The following is a 22,377-nucleotide window of genomic DNA, read 5'->3' as shown; positions in this document are numbered from 1 at the left end:
GCCGCCGCAACGGGCCATCCTTGGCCCGGTGCGGCTTGCTCGGCGTCCTGCCTCGCATCCCCCGGATCAGCGTCAGGGCTCAGCCGTCACTAAGGTCGCACTCTGCGTCGTCAGTGCCATCGCGGTTGAAAAGCACTGCTCTGGCAGCGGCTGCGCGTAAGGCGTGGATGTTGTGCGGCAGCACAGATGTGACGCGGAGCGTCACGAGTTGCGTGTCTACGCGGAGCGTAGGCACGATGGTCATTCGCCTGATTTCGCAGAACCGTTGTGTAAGGCATAGTATCGGCGCGCGAACAGGTTGGACTACTGAAAAATCACAGGCTCTTCAGCACTCGCAGGCGCTTTGCCTGGTTCTGCGATTTCCACCGGCATGCCGTCTTCGGCCGCGACCACATCACGTACTACGTCCCAGTTCATGCGCAGGTTGTTGGCCAGGTCGTCACGTTTGAGCAGCGCATTGATGACCGCAGTGTGCTTGTCGACCACCGAGGGGTTGCCCAGGTCATCGACCGGTGTGTGTGCTTCAAGGTAAACCTTGCCGCCGCTGATGCCGAATTTGTAGGGCTCGCTGATGATTCGCACGGTCGTACCGACCGGAGCCATATCGGCCAGTTCCAGCACGTTGTTGTTGTACATGCGGAAACAGCCATGACTGGTGCGCATGCCAATACCGAACTTTTTATTCGAACCGTGGATCAGGTAGCCGGAAAGCCCCAGACCGAATTTGAACGGCCCCAGCGGGTTATCCGGACCGGCCGGCACTACGTCAGGCAGCGGATCACCGTCAGCGGCATGTTCGGCCTTGATCGAGGCAGGTGGCGTCCAGGTCGGGTTTGGCGTCTTGGCCGTTACCTTGGTCACCCCGATAGGCGAACCCCAGCCTTCACGACCGACACCCAGCGGATAGGTGTGCACGACATTCTGCCCTTTGGGGTAGTAGTACATGCGGTACTCGGCAAGGTTGATGACAATCCCTTCGCGCGGGCCCGGCGGCAGAATGAAGCGGGTCGGCAGCACGATGTCCTTGCCTGCACCCGGCAACCAGGGGTCAACACCAGGGTTGGCCGCGATCATTTCCAGATAACCCAGATCGTATTTTGTGCCCAGATCGGCAAAGGTGTCCTCGTATTTGGCCTTGATGACCTGCACCTGGCCCACGATGTCCTCACCGGGCGGCGGCAACGGAAACTCCAGAGCATGGACAGAGCTCGCCGCGCACAGAGCAGCAAGCGACAGACAGCGGGTAACGGCTGGAATGCGCGACAACATCCGGGAAGATCCTTCGGGTAACGACTATAGAGATGGAAACAACAACTGAAGTGTACACCGGCACTTGCCGGATCGGGGATATCTGCGCCTGATTGGCGCGCTTCGGCGACAGCTAGAGTTCAGGCCAGATCGGGTTCATGCCCCTGCGCTGCGCATCCATGATGGCCTTGCACAGCGGGCACAGGCGCTCATCGCGCATGGCTTGCAGTTCGACGGCGCGCATCTGCGGCTGGGCAGGCAACAACGTGCCACACAACGTCCGGTCGATCGAGCCGCCCAGCTCCAATTGGCGAGCAATCAGATGGACGCGCACTTCCTGACAGGCGAACAGATCCAGCTGCTCATGGGGCTCAAGCATTTGATAGGCATACAGGGACCAGGCGGGACGCGGCATGGGGGGCTCCAGATCGGGGGCGCCACATTAGCCGAAAGCCCCCGTCCGGGAAAGCCTCAAAGCAGCGGTTTCAGGCTCGGCCAGACATTTTCCAGCAACTTGCCCTGAGCAGCCGCCGCCGGATGCAGACCATCAGCCTGCATCAGTTCGGGCACTCCGCCCACACCTTCCAGAAAGAAGGGCACAAACGGGACTTTTTTCTGCTCGGCCAGGTTGCTGTAAACCTCTTTGAACGCGTTGGTGTAACGCGGCCCGTAGTTGGGCGGTATCTGCATACCGAGCAGCAACACTTTCGCACCGGCTGCCCGAGAGCTGTCGATCATCGATGAAAGGTTTTGTTGCAATTGAGCGGGCTGCTGGCCACGCAGTCCGTCGTTGCCACCCAATTCGAGAATAACCAGTTCCGGCTTATGCTCTGCAAGCAGCGCAGGCAAACGCGCCTGGCCCCCGGCACTGGTGTCGCCACTGATCGACGCATTGACCACCTTGTCGTCAAATCCCTCCTTGCTCAGACGCTGCTCCAGCAGGCTGACCCACCCCACGCGGGTATCCAGTCCGAAAGCCGCACTGATACTATCCCCAACGATCAATACCGTGCCCGCCAACGCGCCCTGTGACAGCAGCAGTAACCCCAGGCCAGCACTTAAAAACAACGCACGCATCGGATTCTCCATGAGTGAAAGTATTCTCAGTGCCCAAAGCCTCAGCAAAGTAGTCCCCAGCACCGAAGGTGACCTGACCATCCTGCACGAACTCTCCCTGGAACTAAACAAGGGCGACACGCTGGCCATCGTCGGTGCATCCGGTTCGGGCAAATCCACCCTGCTCGGCTTGCTTGCCGGGCTTGACCTGCCCAGCTCCGGTTCGGTCATCCTCTCGGGCCGCAACCTGAGTGAGCTGGATGAAGACCAGCGCGCCAGAGTACGCGCCGAGCACGTCGGTTTTGTATTTCAGTCATTCCAGTTGCTCGACAGCCTCAATGCGCTGGAAAACGTCATGCTGCCGATGGAGCTTGAAGGCCGCAAGGACGCCCGCGAAAAGGCTCGCGACCTGCTGGAGCGCGTAGGTCTTGGCCAGCGCCTGACCCACACGCCTCGTCAGTTGTCTGGAGGCGAACAACAACGTGTCGCCATCGCCCGCGCGTTTGCCGCCGACCCGGACGTACTGTTTGCCGACGAACCCACCGGCAACCTGGACAGCCACACTGGCGAGCGTATCAGCGACCTGCTGTTCGAACTGAACAAGGAGCGCAACACCACGCTGGTGCTGGTGACTCACGATGAGCGTCTGGCGCATCGCTGCCGCCGCCTGATCCGTCTTGAAGGGGGCCGACTGGTCGCCCCGCTGGAGCCTTGATGGCACGTTTGCCTTTTGCCCGTCTGCTAAGCCTCGCCGCCCGCCAACTGCTGCGCGATGCACGCGCCGGAGAGTTGCGGGTGTTGTTCTTTGCCCTTCTGGTCGCCGTGGCTGCCAGCACCGCCATCGGTTATTTCGGCGCGCGCCTGAACGGCGCAATGCTGTTGCGGGCAACCGAGTTTCTTGGCGCTGATCTGATTCTGGAGGGTTCCAGCCCGGCGCGCGCCGAGCAGGTCGAGGAAGGCAAGCGCCTGCAACTCAAGCATGCGCAGATCGTGATCTTTTCCAGCGTGATCGCCACCGATGCCGGTATCCAATTGTCCAGCATCAAGGCGGTGGATGACGCTTACCCACTGCGCGGCGAGCTTAAAAGCGCAGCGGACCTGTATCAGACCGAGCAGGCTGGCAGCGGCCCCAGGCCCGGTGAAGCCTGGGCCGAGGCACGACTGTTTCCAGCCGTTGATCTGAAGGTAGGTGATGATATCGACGTCGGCTCGAAAACCCTGAAACTGACTCGGGTACTGACGTACGAGCCAGACCGTGCGGGCAACTTCTACAGCCTGACCCCGAGGGTGATGATCAATCTGCAGGATCTCGCCGCTACCGGCGTAGTGCAACCGGGCAGCCGAGTCAGCTACCGGGAAATGTGGAGCGGCCCGCCCGAAGCGCTGGCCGCCTACCGTAAAGCCATCGAGCCGACTCTGGAACCGCATCAGGAAATCAAGGACGCCCGCGATGGCAGTCAGCAGATTGGTGGCGCGCTGGGCAAGGCTGAACGTTATCTGAATATGGCGAGCCTGGTGGCCGTACTGCTGGCAGGCGTTGCCGTGGCGCTTTCGGCATCCAGGTTTGCCGCACGGCGCTTCGATGCCAGCGCCCTGCTGCGCTGTCTGGGCCTGTCACGCGGCGAGACCATGACCCTGTTCAGCCTGCAACTGGCGATCATCGGCCTGCTGGCCAGCCTGAGCGGCGCGCTGCTGGGCTGGCTGGCGCAATTGGGGTTATTTGCACTGCTGCAAAATCTATTGCCGGCCGCGGTACCTCCGGGCGGCCTTTTGCCTGCGCTGGCAGGCATGGGCACCGGGCTGGTGGCGTTGGCCGGTTTCGCCCTGCCGCCACTGGCAGCACTGGGTCGCGTGCCGCCGCTGCGCGTGCTGCGCCGTGACATGCTGCCGATTCCCGCCAGCTCATGGCTGGTGTATGGCGCGGCGCTGTTCGCGCTGGGCCTGATCATGTGGCGCCTGAGCCTGGACCTGGTGCTGACCTTTGCCCTGTTGGGCGGTGGCGTCGTCGCCGCGCTGATACTGGGCAGCCTGTTGCTGCTGGCGCTCAACAGCCTGCGCCGCCTGCTCGCCAGTGCGTCGCTGCCGTGGCGGCTGGGCCTGGGGCAACTGCTGCGTTACCCGCTGGCCGCTGCCGGTCAATCTCTGGCTTTCGGCCTGATCCTGCTATCAATGGGTTTGATAGCGCTGCTGCGCGGTGAACTGCTCGACACCTGGCAAAACCAGCTGCCCAAGGACGCACCGAACTATTTCGTGCTCAATGTGTTGCCATCAGAGAAAGAAAACTTCGCCCAGACCCTGAGCAAGCTGTCCACCCACTCGGCTCCGCTCTACCCGGTAGTGCCGGGGCGTCTGACCAGCATCAACGGTGAACCGGTGGGCAACTTCGTGACCAAGGACTCGCGTGGTGAAAACGCCACTCGCCGCGACCTTAGCCTGACCTGGGCCGCCGATTTGCCCGAAGGCAATACCCTGACTGCCGGTAACTGGTGGAAGGCGCTGCCGGCCTCAGGCCAGAGCGACGCGACGCCCGGGGTATCGATCGAGACCAAGCTGGCCGAAAGCCTGAAGATCAAACTGGGCGACCGCCTGAGCTTCATTGTCGGTGGCCTTACGCGCGAAGCTGTGGTCACCAGCCTGAGGGACGTGAACTGGGATACCTTCCAGCCCAACTTCTTCATGATCTTCCAGCCTGGCACTCTGGCGGATTTGCCCACCACTTACCTGACCAGCTTCTACTTGCCGCCTGGCCAGGACAAACAGATCGTCGAGCTGTCGCGGGCCTACCCGTCGATCAGTATTCTGGGAGTGGAGGCCTTGCTGGCGCAGGTGCGCAGTATTCTTGATCAGGTCACGCTGGCCGTGCAATTCGTGCTGCTGTTTGTGCTGGCGGCCGGTATTGCCGTGCTGTTCTCAGGGTTGCAGGCGACCCTGGACGAACGCATCCGTCAGGGCGCGCTGCTGCGTGCACTCGGTGCAGAGCGAGCACTGCTGATCAAGTCACGGCGCATCGAATTCGGTTTGCTGGGGGCTGCCAGCGGCGTGCTGGCGGCGCTGGGCTGTGAGCTGGTGAGCTTCGTGCTGTACCGCTACGCCTTCTCACTGGAATGGCAGCCGCATCCGTGGCTACTGCTGCTGCCGGTAATCGGTGCCCTGCTGGTGGGTGGCGCTGGCGTATTCGGCACACGCCGCGCACTGAACGTCAGCCCGTTGACCGTACTGCGCGAAGGTTGAGCGCGACTGGCCGGACTACGACGCTGTGCGTCCGGCCTTACTGCTCATAAACAATCGAATTCACGAACCACAGCTTTTCGCCTTCCGGCGTGTTGACCAGCACCTCATCGCCCTCTTCCTTTTTTAACAAGGCGCGTGCCATGGGCGAGTCGATGGAAATGTAATCGTTGCGCCCGTAGATCTCGTCGTAGCCGACGATGCGAAATTTCTTGAGGTCGCCCGCTTCGTTCTCGATCTCGACCCAGGCACCGAAGAACACTCGCCCTTCCTGCTCCGGCGAATACTGGACGACGCGCATGTCTTCGAGGCGCTTGCGCAGGTAGCGCACGCGCCGGTCGATCTCGCGCAGCAGTTTCTTGTTGTACTGGTAATCCGCGTTCTCGCTGCGATCACCCAACGACGCTGCCCAGGCGACCTTTTGAGTAATGTCGGGCCGGTGCTCTCGCCACAGGTAATCGAGTTCTTTCTTCAGGGCTTCATGCCCGCCCCTGGTGATGATCTTTGTACTCAAGACGTTTCTCCAGCCCTGCAAAAATCAGTTCGGCAGGCGATAAAAAGTCAGCGACGCGCCACCTCATGCTGGATGCAGCCGTCGTAATACACCTTGCTGACAGCATCAGGCTTCAAACGCGACTCGCTGTCGTAGGTCTGCTCGGTGATGCGCAATGCCATGGGCCGCATCCACTGTTTGGCGAACTTGCGCGCCTGCAGCTTTTGCCGCGCCCCGTAACGGGTAACGCCTGACAGCTTGGAAGCCTGCGCACCACCGGCAATGGTCGAGCCCCAGCGACAAAGATAACGCTCGTTCTCCGTCGCGTTTCTGGCCTGAACGGAAAAAGCCAGCCCGGAAAGCGTCAGGCACGCCAGAGCACAATAGACCAAACGCATGCGAAAACCACCTAATCCTTTGATAAGGCGGCGATTTTGCCTGTCAGCTCACAGGCTGGGGGCCAGCAATATGCCTTCTATGCCAATTGAATACGTCCGCCGTTTCAACCCAGCGTAATCAGGCCCTGGCGGGCAATACGCGTCAGATCACGAATGAGCTGCTCGACGTCGTCAGCCTGAGGCGATTGCACCACCGCCAGGTCGAACTCGTCGTTGCCAAAGTGGCTCAATGAGGAGTTCGTATCGACAAACTGAATTAGAAACGCACAGTTACCACCGCCCCGTCGAGGCCAGCCATCGAGATAGCGCAACAGCGTAGGCTGATGAGAGCCGCTCAGAAGGATTTTCGGGTTCTTGCGTGACAAGACCGTGCTGATCGGGGAAAGACGAATGAGGGGGCGCAGGTTGTTCATGGTTATATCTCTGCCTCGCAAGATCCGCTGGGCAGCGGTGAGAGGCAACACCGAACCAACGTTTTAGCGGTATTTCGACAAGACTTGAGCCTTGCCAGGCGCCCCGCAAGTAGTTGTTAAATCGGCGCTTGAGCACGCATCCTAGAGAAACGCCCCATTCATTGTCAATTGTCATCCGTGGCGCGAGCCCGCAAACGCACAAGGCCCGCCGGAAGCGGGCCTTGCAGGACAAGTGTAGTGGGTTATCGGGCGATGACACGGTCCAGTGATAATTTGCCTGCACCTTCGATAAGCACTGCCAGAGCGCCGCCGAGCAACGCCAGCGCATACTCATAACCGTTATTGGCCATGAAGAAACCGTTATGGATATGCACGGTAAAGATCGCTACCAGCAACAGCAGGATCACCACTACCGCAGCCGGACGAGCCAGCAGCCCCAACAGCAGGCCCAGACCGCCAAAAAACTCGGCGCTGCCAGACATCAGCGCCATCAGGTAACCCGGTGTCAGGCCCAGGCTTTCCATGTACTGCGCAGTGCCTTCCAGGCCATAACCGCCGAAGGCCCCGAACAGTTTCTGACTGCCGTGAGCGATAAACGCAATACCGACAATAACGCGCAACAGGGTAAGGCCGTAACCGGCGCGAGTGCTGAGAACCGATTTGATCATTGTGTTCATGTGGGTGATTTCCGGGATTGATTAAGTGAACGTGGCGCCATAATAATCAAATTTACTTATGTGAAAACCGCAAATAACGGCACATAACAATCCAATAAATCGATGATTAGCGCTTTACGGCAGTTTTCGGTCCACTCTTTTCCAGCGAGTCTCGCTCGCGATCAAATGCCAGGTAATACTTGTTCACGCTGTTGACGAACGCGACGACGTTGGCACCGCCCTGCTCCATTGCCACGCGCTCGGTCTGGAAAAACCACTGATCTGGATTGAGCCCGCGCCGCCGCGCTTCCTCGCGCATGCCTTGCACACGCTCCGGCCCCAGGTTGTAGGCCGCCATTACGAACGCCATGCGCTCGCGCTCGTTGACTCGGCTGCTGGAGAAATACTTGCGCTGGATAAGCGCCATGTAACGCGAACCTGCACGGATATTGTCGTCAGCGCTCTGAATGCTCGGCACTCCGACGCTTTTTGCCGCCGACGGAGTGATCTGCAACAGCCCTGTCGCGCCGCCACTGCCCTTGGCCGCCGGGTCGAGCTTCGACTCCTTGAACGCCAGGGCCGCCAGGTCCAGCCAGTCCATACCCTGCGCATCGGCATGGCGTTGCAGCATCGGACGCAGTTGCTCAAGACGTTGCAGGTTGTTGCGTACCAGCGGGTTGTTGACCTTGTAGGTGTTTTTGTAAGCCTTGGCGAGCACCTGATCCTGCTGAGCCGAAGGTTTATAGCCTTTGAGGAAATCATCGACACTGGCCCGCAGCTGGGTTGCGTTGTCGCGTACAAACCAGCTGATGTCGCCGTGGGTCTGCAAGGTCAGGCCGCGCTCGATACGCAGTTTGGGCATGATCTTCGCCCAACGCTCGGCAATAGGCTGCTCGACCAGTGTCATCGGGTAAATACCGGCCTGGACCATCTCCAGCACATCTTCGACTGCAAGACTTGGGTCTACCCATTCGATCTTGGCCAGCGGCAGCTTGCGCAGCTCCAGTTGCCGATTGACCTGATGGAGGGCCTCGTCGGCCGCGCTGCCGGTGGGCAGGCTCAGTGTATGTCCCGACAGTTGCTCCACACGCCTTACGTTGCGCTGGCCACGCGCGCCGACCAGCACCAGAGGCACGTCATGAATGATCGGCGCGCTGGCCTGAACACCTTTGGCTTCGCTGACATCAAGCAGTTCGCCAGGCGCGATCATATCGCCTTCGCCGCGCTGCAACGCGGTCAGTAGCTGGTTCTTGGCCTTGGGTATGACTTTGAGCGTGACCTTCTGAGCGCCGCGCGAATGGCTGTTGAGGTACTGTTCGAAGGCTTGCAGGCGATGATATTCGATGCCGATTTCCTGGCCCTTGACGTCACCGGAGCTGTTGCGGCTTTGATTGACCAGCACGCGCAGCACCTTGCTGCTGCGAATGGCAGGCAGATCGCGCACCTGCGCTTTGTGCTGCACGGCCTGTGGGCCGGTCTGACGAGCAGAAACCTGCAGCGGCAGCAGCGCCAACAGACACATAAAAGACACAAGCGCGGATCGGATCATTCACTTCCCCAGGGCAACGCCGGAAAAAAAACAGGAAAAAGGAAATCTTGAGGTCACGCAGCAGCATCGAACAGCGAAGGAAATCGTTGAACCATCCGGCTCAATCGCTTGAATACCCAGCGTTTTCTTATTGTGGCCAGAGCTCTGGTATGCTCGACAGCCTTCAGCTGGAGGTAGCACCATGCAACTCATCGACATCGGCGTCAATCTGACCAACGCAAGCTTCGCCTCGCAACGACAGGCGGTACTCGATCGCGCCTATGCCGCAGGCGTCGAGCAACTGGTGGTGACCGGCACCAGCGTCGAGGGCAGCGAACACGCCTTGCAGCTGTGTCACGAGCTGGATGAAAGCGCGCAACGCCTGTTCTGCACGGCAGGCATCCACCCGCACTCGGCGAGCGATTGGACCGGTGACACCGAGAAACAGTTGCATGCCCTGCTCAAGGAAAATCGCGTTCGCGCCGTGGGTGAATGCGGCCTGGATTTCAATCGCGACTTCTCGCCTCGCCCGCAGCAGGAAAAGGTTCTTGAAGCGCACCTGGGCATGGCGGTGGAACTGCAATTGCCGGTGTTCCTGCACGAACGTGACGCCAACCAGCGCCTGCTGGAGATTCTGCGCGACTACCGCGACCGTCTGCCGGCTGCGGTGGTGCACTGCTTTACTGGCGAACGCGCCGCGCTGTTCAGTTATCTGGATCTTGACCTGCACATTGGCATAACAGGCTGGATCTGCGATGAGCGACGCGGCACGCACCTGCACCCGCTGGTGGGCAATATCCCTCGCGGCCGGCTGATGCTGGAAAGCGACGCGCCTTATCTTCTGCCACGCAGCCTGCGCCCCAAGCCGAAAAATGGCCGTAACGAACCTGCTTACCTGCCGGAAGTCTTGCGCGAAGTGGCTTTGCACCGGGGCGAAAGCCAGGAAGATCTCGCCCGTCACAGCACGGCCTGCGCGCGTGAGTTTTTCGATTTACCCACCCTGGAACAGATAACCGGCGAAAATCTGCAGCTTCCTTGACCCGCATCAAGGGTCTCTTTGATGGCTGAGGCATCGTGATGGCATCTTGCTGCTACCTCACACGACCATCAAAGAAGACCGCTCATGGGCTCATGGCTTGGCAACCTGTCACTGAAATATAAATTCTGGGCCGTTAACGCGGTCGCTTTCGTCACAACCCTGCTGCTGGTGCTTTACGCCATGCAAGCAGAGCAGCAGGCACGAGCAGATACGTCACGTCAGGCAGCGCAAGCTCAGGCTCGCTTGCTGGCCGCGTGGCCTGCCGACGCAGTGCTGCCCGCCAGTGATACGTTGCTGGCTTACAGCAAAGGTCAGACACCGGCCTTCAATACCCTCGCGCTGCCAGAGCTGGTCGACGCCCGCGACTGGGTTGCGCTGAACAAACCAGCCAGCGACAGACTGTTGAGCGGCGCGCAGATCGTCACCCGCAGCACTGGCCAGCAGATCGCGGTGCTGGCCTTTGCTCCAACCTTTCTGCAAGTATTTCAGGATCGCTTCAGCCATTACGCAGCCGCCGTTTTCGTGCTGATGCTGTTGATGCTCTGCGCCTCGCAACTGCTGATTCGTTTTCTCCTCAGCCAGCTCAACGCGCTCAAGGATGTGATGCTGCACGTCGAAAAAAGCGGCGATCTGGCGGCCCGCGTGCCTAACCGCAGTGACGATGAGGTCGGGCAGATGGCCAAGGCGTTCAATGCCATGCAGGCCGGGTATCAGCGGGTGGTCAATACGGTTTCGCAAACCGCTGGCCGCCTCGATCAGGGTGCAGCGCATCTGGCTGCGGGCATGAAAGATGTACGCCAGGGCATGCTCGGCCAGCAAAGCGAAACCGATCAGGTGGCCACGGCAATCAACGAGATGACCGCCACGGTCCATCACATTGCCCAACACGCCACGGCCACACGCGACCAGTCGCAGACCGCCGACGCGTTGGCGGGCAGCGGCAAGGTCGTGGTCGACCGCGTGCAAGTATCCATCGCCGGGCTCTCCAGCGGCGTGCAACAGACTGCCGAAATGATCCAGCGCATGGCCCAGGACAGCCAGAAGATCAACGGCGTGGTCAACGTGATCCACAGCATTGCCGAACAGACCAACCTGCTGGCCCTGAATGCCGCCATCGAAGCCGCACGCGCCGGGGAAATGGGTCGCGGCTTTGCCGTGGTCGCCGACGAAGTGCGCAACCTGGCCAAACGGGTGCAGACCTCGACCGATGAAATCACCACGATGGTTTCGACCCTGCAAAGCGGCACCCGCGATGCGGTGGATTTCATGCAGGAAAGCTCGTACAAGGCCGACGAATGCGTGCAGCAGGCCAAGGAAGCGGGCGAAGCGCTGGCGGCCATTGCCGGTGCCGTGGCACAGATGCGCGAAAGCAATACGCAGATTGCCGTCGCCGCGCAGCAGCAAAGTCAAGTGGCCGAGGAAATGAACCGTGCGGTGGTGAGTATCCGCGATGTCACCGAACGCACGGTGGTGCAGACCGTGGACTCGGCCAGCACCAGTGACGAACTCGCCACGCTGGCGGGCGAGCTGAATGCTGCGATCGGCCAGCTCAAGTTGTAACAGGCTATCGCGGCGATAGACACGCTTGAATCGTCAGCGATCGGCAGGCGGGCCTATGCTTCAGGCATTGAACGGCGCTTTACGCGTTGTCCTGAACAAGCGCCAACCTTAAGAGGACCGCCGCATGAACAAGCCACTTTCCGATCTGCAGCTCAATCAATGGCGTGACAGCAACGACAATCAGGAGCACTCGGCCAGCCTGGCCATGTACCTGATTGCCGTACCCCTCTTCATTCTGGCGACCCTGCTGATACTCAACGGTCTGTTCTCCGAGAGCCTGCCATCGATCGCCATCGGCGTGATCGGGCTGCTGGCTGCGCTGGGTTTTCAGCGCAAGGACGCCGCCCGCTCCGCCCGGAAATATTGACCTGCCTTGTCAGTCAGCCAAACACTGTCACCGTCTGGCGGCTGATTGCGATCAGTTCGCCGTCGGGGCTCCACAACGCTGCTGCGGTGTGACCGTAGCCATCCCGGGCATGTTCGATGACTGCGCGATAACTGCACCATTGCAGCGTATCGAGCACCGGCTGTGGCTGGACGAATTCGATGGTCCAGGTCAGCGAACTGCCCGGTGCAGGCTTGTTGAGGTGCGGCAATACCGCAGGCGGCCAGGTGTCGACCAGCGCCAGAATATGGGCCTCGCTCATGGGGCTGGCATGCGCCTCATCACGAAAACGCACATGACCACCAATTGCCGGTGACGGTGTATTGCTGAACGGCATGCCGCCCAGTGCCCAGCGAATGTCCATGAAACGCAAGTAGTCGGGCATCACGCCCTTGGCAAAAGGCAGCTCCGGGCATTGTTCTACCGGCTTGAGCACTGGCGCGGCCTCTGCTGCAACCGCAATCATCGACTCACGAGGTGCGCCGAAGCTGCCTTGTATCAGGGTCATCACCTGACCGTTCTGCATGGCGCGCCCCGACACCTGACTGACAGCCTTGCCGTGACGCAGAATTTCAACGTCAAAGGCAATCGGCACGCCCGGCTCGGCCGGCCCGACAAAGGTAATCGCCAGCGAGCGAACCGGGCGCCCTTCCGGCACCTCGGCACGCATCGCTTCATAGGTCAGCGCCGCCATCAACCCGCCGAAGCAGGCTCGCCCTTGGGACCATTCGGCAGGGATCGTGACAGCACGCGGGTCGCGACGCACCGCATCGATCAATTCGGAAAAGGTCATGCTTACTCCAGCAAGTCGACACACAAGTGGATGGATGATAACCATCCTCTTAGTCAACGACATGCCGCATATTGGCCATTATTGCGGCCTGAATGACCTATTTCATAAAAAAGCCACTGCCTTAGAAACAGGCCTTGGCCAGCCGCTTGAGCGACGCCTCGGCCTTGCGCTCGGCACGCACGATGCCGATCTGCCAACCCGCAATGCACGGCGCCAGATCCGGCTGCTCGGCAGCCTGCGCCAGCCATTGCAAATGATCATGCCAGTCGCCCAGCTCGCCTTGTGCGGCCTTGAGCCGGGCCTGCATGTTTTTCGGCTGGTGGCTGAGTTCCGGGTACGCTTCGGCGGCGTAACGCACGCGTTTGATCAACAGGCGCAGGTCATGCCGATCATGCCCAGGCTCGGCGATGGCCACACGTAGCTTGTTCCATTGTTTGTCCATACGCTTTTCGATGGTCTTGCGCAGGCCGCGCAACATTCCCTGACGCTGTTGCAAACGCAGCAGCTCCGGGAATAGATCTATCAGCTTGAGCAAACGGCTCAGTTCAGGCGACGTCGCAACCCTGGGGCAGGCATTTCCCAAGTACTGGTTGCGCTTGAAAGCGGCCTCGTTCAGGCCCTGCTCTTCGAGAAACGCGGCGAGTACCTGCATGTCACGCAAAGGCGTGGTCAGTTGCCCTACCGCTTTTGCGGCCTCTTCCAGTTCTGCGGCAGCCGGGTTTTCCCGCAGGGGCCGCAGTACGCTACGCAGACGACGCACGGTGGTACGCAAATCATGCAGCGCTTCGCTGTCCGTCGAAACTGCAAGGCGTGCCTGGCACGCAAGCAATTTGACATCCAGCGCCAACACCTCGGCCACCAGATGATCCACCATTGAAGACATGCAATTCCCCTTCGAAACACTCATTCATGAATGCCTGTCCCTGACGGCTGACAACCTCCATGGCAGACGACGACGCAACGTGCTCAATGCATGCCTCAAGCGGCTGGCCGAAGCAAGCCGCCCGGCATAGCGCTGCGCCTGAAATTCGCGGATGAAAGCTTCGATGGCCTCGGCATGCTGTGGAAAATACAGCACCGCTCTGCGGCAGAATGCGTCAGCGCCTTCACCCGGCATACGACGCAGACCATGACGGGCGAGCAAGCGTTCAAATGCGTTGAACACCCGCAGTTGCGAGTCGCTTTCGCGCTGCCACGGTTTGAACAGCCATAATGCAATCAAGCCCAGTGAAAGCAAGGTCCCCAGGACGAAAACCGGTGCCTGAAACCCTGAAAACCAACGGCCGAGAATTTGTAACTGCTGTTGTCCCTGATAGCCCAGCACCCAGCGCTGCCAGCCATAGTTGAGGTTATCCCAGCTCAGGCGTATGGCGTTGACCCAAGGCACATTGCGATAGCGTAACGCTGAATAGGGCGAGTCCTGCAGAAAGGCTTCGTCTGCCGCCAACGCCTGCTCCAAGCCCTGTTCGATACGCTGCGGTGCAACTGCTGCGGTCGGGTCGACACTGCGCCAGCCGATACCCGGCTGCCAGTATTCGACCCACGCATGCGCGTCGAACTGGCGCACGGTCAGGTAGTGCGCGTCGGGGTTCAGTTCGCCGCCTTGATACCCGGCCACGACCCGCGCCGGAATACCCGCAGCGCGCAGCACAAAAGTCATTGCACCGGCGTAGTGGGCGCAAAAACCCTGACGACTGGCAAACAGAAACTCATCAATGCTGTCGTTGCCCAACAGTGTCGGCTTGAGGGTGTAGTGAAACGGCTGGTCGCTGAAATAACCGAGCATCGCGGCAACCATTGCATCCGCCGTAGTGTAGCGACGGCGCAGCTCAGCCGCCCACTGCCGGGCCTGATCATTACCCTTGGCGGGCAATTGCAGGTTCTGGCGCTGGACCTGCTCGCTGGATTGCGGGTCGCGAATGCTCAGCGGCCAGGAATTGACGGTATATAACAGCGATTGCTCGACGGGACGTCGGCGTTGCAGACGGAAGTCGCTCATCTGCCGAACGTCCGGCAACGTGGTTTCGGCCACGTCGAGGCTCGGCAACCAAGGCCGACCGCTGGCTTCAATCACAATGCTGTAGGCCAGTGGATCGCCGCGCTTTTCCCACTGTGGGATCTGCACGGTCTGGGCACGTGCCGACTGTGACCAGCGCCGCCCATCGAACTGCTCAAGGGTCAGACCGCGCCAGTACAACTGATTGCGCGCCGGTATCGGTCCCTCAAAACTGGCCCGAAATACCAGTGCCGGCGACTTGCTCAGCTCGGCCATGTCGCCCGGTGCCATGTTGTCGGACAGCCCAGTGACGCCCTTGTTGCTCGGTTGCGGCAACGACCAAAGCGGGTCCAGACGTGGGAAAAACAGAAACAGCACAAGCATCAACGGCACAGCCTGCGCCATCAGCTTGAACGCCAGCTTGAGCGTGTCGATTGACCTGCCAGCCAGATCCGCGTGCTGCAGACCAATCAACGCGGCCAGCAGCGCGCCGACCGGCAGCAGGCTGAAAAGCGCCCACAGCAGGTTGTCTTCAAACAGATAGCCGACCGCCACGCAAAAGAAACCGAGAAAGATCAGCACCCGTGCGTCGCGGTGGTTGTTCATTTCCAGCATTTTCAGAACGAATGCCGCCACCAGTAACGCTGCTCCGGCATCCAGCCCGACCAGACTGCCACGCGCCAGATACACGCCACCGGCGGTGCCCACCAGCAACCCTGACTTGATCCAGGTGCCGGGCAGCCGCGCGCGCATCCGGAACACCTGAACCCGCCAGCATGTGCAGCCCAGCCACAGAAGCGTGATCGATACCGGCACGTGCAGCGCGAACGGCAACACGACCAATGCCTGCGCCAATAGCAGCCAGGTAAGGCTGACACGCGGAATGGGTGCGGCTGCGAGCGCCTTATTCTTGTCACTCATGATCGATGACCATAAAGCGCCAAAGCGCGCAGGCAGGCTTCACGGTGCGCATCACCGCTGTCGACCGTGGACAGAAAACCTGGCAGGCGCAAGGCAAACGGCTGACGACGCTGGGACAGCTCCAGTACCCAATAACACAGGCGCGACAAACGCTCCTCGATATCGCCGCCCAGCGCCATGAAGTCCAGGCACAGATCGTGGCCGCTCAAATCAGTGAAGTCCTTGACCAGCAACCCCTGACCTCGGGAATAGGCTTTCCAGTGCAGACGACTGAGGTTATCGCCCGGCTGGTAGCTGCGCAGCCCCTGATAATCATCGACACCGGCACCCTGAGTGGCCTGACCGTCGTCCTCGGCGTGGGGCTGCACGCCTTTTAGCAGCGGCATGGCACCCGACAGTGGCCGCGGATAGATCAAGGCGCTCTGCTCCAGATCCAGCCAGCTCCAGGCGCGGAAAATGCCCAGCGGAAACACACTCTCGACCCGCAGCCTTGGCGCATGCAGCCAGCCGCGCTTTTCGGCAGGCAGGCTCAGTTCCACATCGGTCAGCCCGCGAGGCAGTACATCGCCGGATTGCAGAGCTGTCGCAGTCCAACCCACGCCCAAGGCGTGGTGGGCCTGGCTGGCACTTTCCAGACGCATGCGCAATTGCACCGGTTCGCCGACAAACACTGAACGCGCCACACCCGCACTGAGAATCAGGCCGCTGAGGTTGCGATACGTGTGCAGGATGGCCAACACGCCGACCGACAACAGCAGAAAGGTCAGCCCGTAGGCCAGACTGTTCTGATAATTGATCGCCACCAGCAGCATGAGCACGATCACGACCGCAAAGGTCATGCCGGTGCGCGTCGGCATGATGAAAATACGCCGATGGTCGAGCGTGATGCGTGACGCCGGAGGAATTCGTCTTGCCAGCCAGCGTTGCCAAAACGGTTTGAGCGGCTCGATCAAAGCACCGGCACCTCGCGCAATAACCACTGCACCAGCGCCCCACCGCCATGCCCGGTCGGGTCGCTGCGCTCGCGCAGCCGATGGCCGACCACCGACGGCAATACCGCCTGCACATCCTCGGGAATGACGTAATCACGCCCCAGCAACATCGCCCAGGCCCGCGCTGCGGCCAGAATCGCCAGGCTCGCCCTGGGCGACAGTCCATAGGCGAATTGCGGCTGGCTGCGGGTTGCCTCGACCAGTCGCAGCACATAGTCGACCAGTGCATCGCTGGCCCGCAACTGCCGCGCATGCGCTTGCAACTGGCCAAGCATGGCGTGGTCCAGAATCGGCTGCAGGCGCGGTAAAAGTTCGCGGCGTGACTCGCCAAGCAGCAACGCTTTCTCCGCCGCTCTCGCCGGATAGCCCATGGAGATGCGCATCAGGAACCTGTCCAGCTGAGACTCGGGCAAGGCAAAGGTGCCACCGGAACTGAACGGGTTCTGAGTCGCAATCACGAAGAATGGATCGGGCAACAGACGTGTCGCGCCCTCAATGGAGACCTGCCCTTCTTCCATGGCTTCCAGCAACGCGCTCTGGCTCTTGGGGGTGGCGCGGTTGATTTCGTCGGCCAGCACCAGTTCGGCGAAGATCGGCCCCGGATGAAAGGTGAACTGCCCGCTGTCCCGATCAAATACCGAGGTGCCCAGGATGTCACCCGGCAGCAGGTCGGACGTGAACTGAATGCGCTGATAACTGAGGCCCAGAATTTTCGCCAGCGCATGGCTGAGCGTGGTCTTGCCCATCCCCGGTAAATCTTCGATCAGCAAATGCCCGCCGCCGATCAGGCAGGTCATTGCCAGCCGCACCTGCACTTCCTTGCCCAGTACCACTTCATTGATGGCGCTCAGGCATGCATCGAGTTTTCTACCCATCGAAAGCCCCTTCCGGCAACTGCTTAATGACTGTGGGACTGCAAGCGATGCTAGTGTCCGAACACTTTAAGATGAGCGTAGGCCGTTTCGCTAGAGTCGGTAGGGATTTGATGTGATGCTGGAAGCTCTGCGTCCGCTCGTGAGACTGCGGCGCAGCGCAGAGTTGTGACGCGGAGCGTCACGCAAGGCATTCCGACGCTGGAGCGTGCGGAACGATAATCTCAACTATCGTGCGACGCTCCGCGCTCGTCGCTATGCAAACCGCAAACTCTGTGGGAGCGAGCTTGCTCGCGAGGAGGCCGGTACAGCCCCGAGAGCTCTGCGCCTGAAGCACTGCATCGCGAGCAAGCGCTCTCCCACAGGAGCTGTGTATCGTCAGCTATCAGCGGCCAGCGCGGGACTCGCGGATGTAGAAGCGGGCTTTTTCGGCTTTTTCGGTGCAGCCTTCAAATGCTTCGAACTGTTGCTGGGTCTTGGCACCGGTCAGCAGCGACAGGGCCTTGGAGTAACTGACGGTGCCGGCGAAGCCTTCGGCCTTGGCCAGATCAAGCTCGTGCCAGGCAGCGTCTATCTGGGTGGCGCAGCTGTCTCGATACCCGGTCTTGCCAGCGCAACCTGCAAGAACCAAGACAAGCAATGGCAGACAGATAAAGGCTTTCATGGGGGTGTTACCTCAGGAGTGAATATGGAGTGTGCGGCTTTGACGATTCGATGCAGTAAAAGTGCCGTACCACGGGGGTATGGTCGCTTTTTTCATCTAGTGGTCGGTCAGCAGACGATACCCTATTCCAGGCTCGGTGAGGATGAACCTCGGGGCGGTCGGATCGTCTGCCAGTTTCTGACGCAAATGCCCGACCACAATGCGCAGGTAGTGGCTGTCATCGGTGTGGGTAGGCCCCCAGATATCCTTGAGCAACTGCTGCTGGGTAATGACCCGCCCAGGGTGGCGTGCCAACTGCGCCAGCACCGCATATTCCTTGCGTGTCAGCGCCACTTCGTGACCGTCGAGCAGCACCCGGCGATAGGCCAGGTCGACGGTCAGCGGACCGAATTGAAGGGCCGACTCCGGCTTGTCGCTACCGGAAACCTGCCTGAGCAGCGCCCTGATTCTGGCCAGAAACTCCTGAATGCCGAACGGTTTGGTCACGTAGTCGTTGGCTCCGGCGTCCAGCGCCTGGACTTTCTGTGCTTCGCTGGCGCGTACCGAAAGCACCAGTACCGGCACCGCTGACCACTCGCGAAACTCGCTGAGCACTTGCTGACCGTCCATGTCCGGCAGGCCAAGATCAAGCACCAGCAAATCCGGCTTGTTCAATGCCGCCTGGGTCAGGCCATCCCCGCCGGTGGCCGCTTCGAGCACCTTGTAGCCCTGCGACACCAGACTGATGCGCAAAAATTTGCGAATCTGCGGCTCGTCATCGATGACCAGAATGGTTGCCGCCTGGCTCAAGCTGACTCCTCCATTTCCACATCGGGCTGCGCCTGCAACGGCAGGAACAAGGTGATGCGCGTACCCTGCCCGTCAATGCCTTCCTCGACGCTGAGACGTCCACCATGAGCGCCAATCATGCCCTGACAGATCGCCAGCCCCAGGCCCGTGCCCTGCCCGCCCCGATCACCGCGGGCTGCGGTATAGAACATGTCGAAAATCTTCGCCCGTTCATCCTCGGGAATGCCCGGCCCTTCGTCACTGACCGAGAAGAACAGCTCACTGTCGACCACACCCGCCGCCACCTGCAAGCGCCCGTCGACAGGTGAAAAGCGTGCAGCATTTTCCAGCACATTGACCAGCGCCTGCTCGATCAGCGCCGCATGCACGTACAGCAATGGCAGCTCGCCGGTCACCTGGGTGCTGACCTGCAAGGGTGCCAGCACGGCGCGCAGCCGGTTGAGCGCACTGCCGACGATATCGGCAGGCGACACCCAGTCTCGTGCAAGTTTCAGCGCGCCATGTCCCAGGCGCGTCATGTCCAGCAGGTTCTGGATATAGCGATCCAGACGTTCGGCTTCGTCGCGTGTACCTTCCAGCAGCTCGCGGCGATCCTCCAGCGGGATGGCTTCGCCCAGCGCCAGCAGGCTGTCGATGCTGCCGCGCATGGAGGTCAGTGGCGTACGCAGGTCGTGGGACACAGAGGCCAGCAAGGCGCTGCGCAATTGCTCGGTTTCCCCATGCAGGCGCGCGGCTTCAAGCTCTTGCGCCAGTTGTGCGCGAGCCAGCGCCTGCGCCAGCGGCTGGGTCAGCGCCGCCAGCAGACGCCGGTGTTGCGCGGTGAACGACTGGCCTTCCCGCGCACTGACACCCAGCAGGGCCAATGGCCCTTCTTCCGCGGTAATCGGCCACCACCACCAGCGCCCGGACGGTAGCGTGCCGGTGCCGCTGCCAGCCGGTTGATCGTGCTGCCAGGCCCAGTCGGCGGCGGCACGTTCGGCTTCCGAGAAGGTCAGCGGCCCACCAGTCTCAACAACCAAACCGCCCTGACCGTCACGATCAACCAGGCACAGATACAATTCCTTCCAGCCGGAAAAATGCTGTTCGGCGGCATTGAGTACTGCTTTTCGATCCGTGGCGGCGGTCATCTTGCGCGACAGGTCGAGCAGTTCGCTGGTCTGTTCCTGAGTATCACGCAACGCCTGCAACTGCCTGCGCTGGCGCGCCGCAAGCTTGCCGGTCAGGGCCGACATCAGCAGGAAGAACAGCAGCGTCAGCACGTCTTCTTCGCGCTGGATGTTCAGGGAAAAACTCGGTGGAATGAACAGAAAGTCATAGGCCAGAAATGACAGCCCGGCACACGCCAGCGCCGGTCCCATGCTGCTGCGCACCGCAACCAGTAACACCGCCGCGAGAAAGATCAGGGAAATGTTGGGCAGCGCCAGCACGCCCGACACACCCCAGGCGACCAGACTGGCGATCAGCGTGGCGACGAAGGCCAGACCGTAATCGAACCACACCACTTCGTGAGCCGGACGGGCACGCGGCGGCTGATCAGGCAGTTCCTCGCTGTCGTCGAGCACCGAGATTTCCAGCCCGTGCCCTTCGCGCAATAAGCGTGCCGCGACGCCGCCACCAAACACGCGACGCCGCCAATGCCGTCGCGACTGGCCGACCAGCACCACGCTGGCGCGCCGTTCGATGGCATGCTGCACCAGCGTTCGGGCGACCTCCCCGGCGCGCAGCGAAACCGCCTCGCCACCGAGCCGCTCGGCCAGTTGTTGGGCGCTTTGCAGACGCGCGCGGGACTGCTCGTCGAGGGTTTGCCCGTCGTCCACATGCACGGCGCTCCACGGCAGGTGGCGACGCTGAGCAACCCGACTGGCGTGACGCACCAGGCGCTCGGCATGGGCATCACCGTCGATGCCCACCAGCATCCGCCCACGAATTGCCGGAGCCGACTGGCCCAATTGTCGGTAGCCCTGCGCCAGATCGTTATCGACCTGCGCCGCAGCGGTCTGCATGGCCATTTCGCGCAGCGCAGTGAGATTGGTTTGCGTGAAGAAGGCGTCGATGGCCGCGCGCGCCTGCTCCGGCACGTACACCTTGCCGTCGCGCAGGCGCTCCAGCAGTTCGCGCGGCGGCAGGTCGATCAGCACCAGGTCGAAAGCTTCCTGCAACACCCAGTCCGGCAGCGTTTCGCGCACCTGCACCCCGGTGATACCGCGCACCTGATCATTAAGGCTTTCCAGATGCTGGACGTTGACCGTGGTGTAGACATCGATGCCGGCAGCGAGCAGTTCCTGAATGTCCTGCCAACGCTTGGTATGCCGACTGCCGGGCGCATTGGTGTGCGCCAGTTCGTCGACCAGCAACAATGCCGGTGCCGCCTTGAGCAAGGCATCAAGGTCCATTTCTTCGAGGGTCATGCCGCGGTATTCGGTGCGCAGCAAGGGCTGTTGCGGCACGCCATTGAGCAGCGCTTCGGTTTCCGCACGGCCGTGGGTTTCCACCACGCCCGCCACGACTCTGACGCCCTGACGCAACTGCGCATGGGCCGCCTGAAGCATGGCGTAGGTTTTGCCCACGCCCGGCGCGGCGCCGAGAAAAACCTTCAGCCGCCCGCGCCCTTCGCGGGGCAGCTGGGCCAGCAGTGCATCAGCTCGACCGGAATCACTCACCTTGGTTACCACCCTCTCTAATCATCTACAGCTTAGTGAATCTGCTGCGAACACGGCGCACTTTGTTACAACTGCGCGTTGCGCGGTGCAGACGGTAACTGATTCAGGCTCATATTCAAGGCCAATACGTTGACCACGGGAGGGCCGATCAGCGGACGCTGAGTATTGGCGTCGATCAGCGCCTGTACTTTGTCCAACGGCAACTGGCGCGCCGCAGCAACGCGACCGGCCTGCCAGGCAACCGCTTCAGGCGAGAGATGCGGGTCCAGACCGCTGCCGGACGTGGTCAGCAAGGCAAGTGGCACCGGTTCCTGCGAGGCATTGGCCAGTTTCGCAACGTCCTCTTTCACGCGTGCCACCAGTGCCGGGTTGCTCGGCGCAAAGTTGCTCGCGCCACTGGCTACCGTCGCAAACGCGCCTGCCGAAGGACGCGACTGAAACCACCCATCACCGGTAAACGACTGGGCGATGAGTGCCGAGCCGCGCACCTTGCCCGCCGCGTCGTATACCAGGCTGCCATTGGCCTGCGCCGGAAACGCCACTTGCGCAACCCCGGTGACCACCAGTGGATAGGCCACGCCGGTGATCAGGCTCATCAACACGATCAGGCTCAAGGCCGGACGCAATACATTGGACATCTGCACATCCTCAATCAGGTGAGGCTGCACGCCGACCGGCGTGCAGCA

The 22,377-nt window shown here is 61.1% G+C and carries 22 protein-coding genes; 5 read left to right on the top strand and 17 right to left on the bottom strand.

Features of this window, described 5'->3' with window-relative positions:
• Positions 1–303: 303 nt before the first annotated feature.
• The 3 genes from RYC17_RS20335 to RYC17_RS20325 form a co-directional block, all read right to left on the bottom strand.
• Positions 304–1,269 (bottom strand): L,D-transpeptidase family protein, encoded by a 966-nt coding sequence (locus RYC17_RS20335; protein ID WP_002553017.1) that lies wholly within the window; start codon positions 1,267–1,269, stop codon positions 304–306.
• Between the two features lie 112 nt (positions 1,270–1,381).
• A complete protein-coding gene (locus RYC17_RS20330) occupies positions 1,382–1,663 on the bottom strand; it encodes a hypothetical protein (RefSeq protein WP_002553016.1) in 282 nt (93 codons plus the stop codon).
• A gap of 56 nt (positions 1,664–1,719) precedes the next feature.
• Positions 1,720–2,325: an arylesterase gene (locus RYC17_RS20325; RefSeq protein WP_004664750.1), complete on the bottom strand. Its 606-nt coding sequence runs from the start codon at positions 2,323–2,325 to the stop codon at positions 1,720–1,722.
• A 10-nt stretch (positions 2,326–2,335) separates the two neighbouring features.
• Between RYC17_RS20325 and RYC17_RS20320 the strand changes: the two genes are divergently transcribed.
• Both RYC17_RS20320 and RYC17_RS20315 read left to right on the top strand, forming a co-directional pair.
• Positions 2,336–3,019 (top strand): ABC transporter ATP-binding protein, encoded by a 684-nt coding sequence (locus RYC17_RS20320; RefSeq protein ID WP_004664748.1) that lies wholly within the window; start codon positions 2,336–2,338, stop codon positions 3,017–3,019.
• Positions 3,019–5,535, top strand: coding sequence for an ABC transporter permease (locus tag RYC17_RS20315; protein WP_316904242.1), 2,517 nt, complete (start codon positions 3,019–3,021; stop codon positions 5,533–5,535). Before RYC17_RS20320 ends, RYC17_RS20315 begins: the two co-directional genes overlap by 1 nt.
• Positions 5,536–5,572: 37 nt before the next feature.
• Here the strand turns inward: RYC17_RS20315 and greB are convergent, their stop codons facing one another.
• The 5 genes from greB to RYC17_RS20290 all read right to left on the bottom strand — a co-directional run bounded on the left by greB (position 5,573) and on the right by RYC17_RS20290 (position 9,041).
• A complete protein-coding gene (greB, locus tag RYC17_RS20310) occupies positions 5,573–6,046 on the bottom strand; it encodes a transcription elongation factor GreB (protein WP_004667519.1) in 474 nt (157 codons plus the stop codon).
• Between the two features lie 47 nt (positions 6,047–6,093).
• Complete coding sequence (locus RYC17_RS20305) at positions 6,094–6,423, bottom strand: hypothetical protein (RefSeq protein WP_002553011.1); 330 nt, start codon at positions 6,421–6,423, stop codon at positions 6,094–6,096.
• A 104-nt stretch (positions 6,424–6,527) separates the two neighbouring features.
• Positions 6,528–6,836 carry a hypothetical protein gene (locus tag RYC17_RS20300; protein ID WP_058400496.1) on the bottom strand — a complete coding sequence of 103 codons (309 nt, stop codon included), beginning with the start codon at positions 6,834–6,836 and terminating at the stop codon, positions 6,528–6,530.
• Between the two features lie 242 nt (positions 6,837–7,078).
• Positions 7,079–7,513, bottom strand: coding sequence for a DoxX family protein (locus RYC17_RS20295; protein ID WP_122258746.1), 435 nt, complete (start codon positions 7,511–7,513; stop codon positions 7,079–7,081).
• 106 nt (positions 7,514–7,619) lie between these two features.
• The gene (locus tag RYC17_RS20290; protein WP_058408829.1) at positions 7,620–9,041 is read right to left on the bottom strand and encodes a transglycosylase SLT domain-containing protein; all 1,422 of its coding nucleotides are present in this window, start codon (positions 9,039–9,041) and stop codon (positions 7,620–7,622) included.
• Positions 9,042–9,222: 181 nt separating this feature from the next.
• Here RYC17_RS20290 and RYC17_RS20285 point away from each other — a divergent pair, with 181 nt between their 5' ends.
• From RYC17_RS20285 to RYC17_RS20275, 3 genes are all read left to right on the top strand, one after another.
• Positions 9,223–10,059, top strand: a complete 837-nt coding sequence (locus RYC17_RS20285) for a TatD family hydrolase (RefSeq protein ID WP_316887266.1) — start codon at positions 9,223–9,225, stop codon at positions 10,057–10,059.
• Between the two features lie 84 nt (positions 10,060–10,143).
• Complete coding sequence (locus RYC17_RS20280; RefSeq protein WP_058408831.1) at positions 10,144–11,619, top strand: methyl-accepting chemotaxis protein; 1,476 nt, start codon at positions 10,144–10,146, stop codon at positions 11,617–11,619.
• Between the two features lie 124 nt (positions 11,620–11,743).
• Positions 11,744–11,986, top strand: a complete 243-nt coding sequence (locus RYC17_RS20275) for a hypothetical protein (RefSeq protein ID WP_058408832.1) — start codon at positions 11,744–11,746, stop codon at positions 11,984–11,986.
• Between the two features lie 13 nt (positions 11,987–11,999).
• Here the strand turns inward: RYC17_RS20275 and RYC17_RS20270 are convergent, their stop codons facing one another.
• The 9 genes from RYC17_RS20270 to kdpC form a co-directional block, all read right to left on the bottom strand.
• On the bottom strand, positions 12,000–12,797 hold the full coding sequence (locus RYC17_RS20270) for an acyl-CoA thioesterase (RefSeq protein WP_016981043.1): 798 nt from the start codon (positions 12,795–12,797) through the stop codon (positions 12,000–12,002).
• A 121-nt stretch (positions 12,798–12,918) separates the two neighbouring features.
• Complete coding sequence (locus tag RYC17_RS20265) at positions 12,919–13,680, bottom strand: CHAD domain-containing protein (RefSeq protein ID WP_316904241.1); 762 nt, start codon at positions 13,678–13,680, stop codon at positions 12,919–12,921.
• 24 nt (positions 13,681–13,704) lie between these two features.
• Entirely contained in the window at positions 13,705–15,714 is a 2,010-nt protein-coding gene (locus tag RYC17_RS20260; RefSeq protein WP_316904240.1) for a DUF3488 and transglutaminase-like domain-containing protein, read from the bottom strand.
• Positions 15,711–16,694 carry a DUF58 domain-containing protein gene (locus RYC17_RS20255; RefSeq protein WP_316904238.1) on the bottom strand — a complete coding sequence of 328 codons (984 nt, stop codon included), beginning with the start codon at positions 16,692–16,694 and terminating at the stop codon, positions 15,711–15,713. Before RYC17_RS20255 ends, RYC17_RS20260 begins: the two co-directional genes overlap by 4 nt.
• The gene (locus tag RYC17_RS20250; RefSeq protein ID WP_002553000.1) at positions 16,664–17,581 is read right to left on the bottom strand and encodes an AAA family ATPase; all 918 of its coding nucleotides are present in this window, start codon (positions 17,579–17,581) and stop codon (positions 16,664–16,666) included. The genes RYC17_RS20255 and RYC17_RS20250 overlap by 31 nt, the downstream gene beginning before the upstream one ends.
• Before the next feature lie 382 nt (positions 17,582–17,963).
• The gene (locus tag RYC17_RS20245) at positions 17,964–18,242 is read right to left on the bottom strand and encodes a hypothetical protein (RefSeq protein ID WP_002552999.1); all 279 of its coding nucleotides are present in this window, start codon (positions 18,240–18,242) and stop codon (positions 17,964–17,966) included.
• A gap of 96 nt (positions 18,243–18,338) precedes the next feature.
• Positions 18,339–19,031, bottom strand: a complete 693-nt coding sequence (locus RYC17_RS20240) for a response regulator (RefSeq protein ID WP_316904236.1) — start codon at positions 19,029–19,031, stop codon at positions 18,339–18,341.
• Entirely contained in the window at positions 19,028–21,691 is a 2,664-nt protein-coding gene (locus RYC17_RS20235; RefSeq protein WP_316904235.1) for a sensor histidine kinase KdpD, read from the bottom strand. Before RYC17_RS20235 ends, RYC17_RS20240 begins: the two co-directional genes overlap by 4 nt.
• Positions 21,692–21,756: 65 nt before the next feature.
• Positions 21,757–22,329, bottom strand: a complete 573-nt coding sequence (kdpC, locus tag RYC17_RS20230) for a potassium-transporting ATPase subunit KdpC (protein WP_122258740.1) — start codon at positions 22,327–22,329, stop codon at positions 21,757–21,759.
• Between the last annotated feature and the right edge of the window lie 48 nt (positions 22,330–22,377).

The organism is Pseudomonas syringae group sp. J248-6, assembly GCF_032586995.1.
GTDB classification, from domain to species: Bacteria; Pseudomonadota; Gammaproteobacteria; order Pseudomonadales; family Pseudomonadaceae; genus Aquipseudomonas; species Aquipseudomonas amygdali.
The sequence above is the reverse complement of the archived record's forward strand: the minus strand, read 5'-3'. Positions and strand labels throughout refer to the sequence as shown.

Excerpts from the sequence above, each read along its gene's own strand:
- kdpC (WP_122258740.1), bottom strand. The coding sequence starts at position 22,329 with ATGTCCAATGTATTGCGTCCGGCCTTGAGCCTGATCGTGTTGATGAGC.
- RYC17_RS20335 (WP_002553017.1), bottom strand. The coding sequence starts at position 1,269 with ATGTTGTCGCGCATTCCAGCCGTTACCCGCTGTCTGTCGCTTGCTGCT.
- RYC17_RS20300 (WP_058400496.1), bottom strand. The coding sequence starts at position 6,836 with ATGAACAACCTGCGCCCCCTCATTCGTCTTTCCCCGATCAGCACGGTC.
- RYC17_RS20260 (WP_316904240.1), bottom strand. The coding sequence starts at position 15,714 with ATGAGTGACAAGAATAAGGCGCTCGCAGCCGCACCCATTCCGCGTGTC.
- RYC17_RS20315 (WP_316904242.1), top strand. The coding sequence starts at position 3,019 with ATGGCACGTTTGCCTTTTGCCCGTCTGCTAAGCCTCGCCGCCCGCCAA.
- RYC17_RS20305 (WP_002553011.1), bottom strand. The coding sequence starts at position 6,423 with ATGCGTTTGGTCTATTGTGCTCTGGCGTGCCTGACGCTTTCCGGGCTG.
- RYC17_RS20280 (WP_058408831.1), top strand. The coding sequence starts at position 10,144 with ATGGGCTCATGGCTTGGCAACCTGTCACTGAAATATAAATTCTGGGCC.
- RYC17_RS20295 (WP_122258746.1), bottom strand. The coding sequence starts at position 7,513 with ATGAACACAATGATCAAATCGGTTCTCAGCACTCGCGCCGGTTACGGC.
- RYC17_RS20325 (WP_004664750.1), bottom strand. The coding sequence starts at position 2,325 with ATGCGTGCGTTGTTTTTAAGTGCTGGCCTGGGGTTACTGCTGCTGTCA.
- RYC17_RS20250 (WP_002553000.1), bottom strand. The coding sequence starts at position 17,581 with ATGGGTAGAAAACTCGATGCATGCCTGAGCGCCATCAATGAAGTGGTA.
- RYC17_RS20265 (WP_316904241.1), bottom strand. The coding sequence starts at position 13,680 with ATGTCTTCAATGGTGGATCATCTGGTGGCCGAGGTGTTGGCGCTGGAT.
- RYC17_RS20285 (WP_316887266.1), top strand. The coding sequence starts at position 9,223 with ATGCAACTCATCGACATCGGCGTCAATCTGACCAACGCAAGCTTCGCC.
- RYC17_RS20275 (WP_058408832.1), top strand. The coding sequence starts at position 11,744 with ATGAACAAGCCACTTTCCGATCTGCAGCTCAATCAATGGCGTGACAGC.
- RYC17_RS20320 (WP_004664748.1), top strand. The coding sequence starts at position 2,336 with ATGAGTGAAAGTATTCTCAGTGCCCAAAGCCTCAGCAAAGTAGTCCCC.
- RYC17_RS20290 (WP_058408829.1), bottom strand. The coding sequence starts at position 9,041 with ATGATCCGATCCGCGCTTGTGTCTTTTATGTGTCTGTTGGCGCTGCTG.
- RYC17_RS20330 (WP_002553016.1), bottom strand. The coding sequence starts at position 1,663 with ATGCCGCGTCCCGCCTGGTCCCTGTATGCCTATCAAATGCTTGAGCCC.
- RYC17_RS20270 (WP_016981043.1), bottom strand. The coding sequence starts at position 12,797 with ATGACCTTTTCCGAATTGATCGATGCGGTGCGTCGCGACCCGCGTGCT.
- RYC17_RS20245 (WP_002552999.1), bottom strand. The coding sequence starts at position 18,242 with ATGAAAGCCTTTATCTGTCTGCCATTGCTTGTCTTGGTTCTTGCAGGT.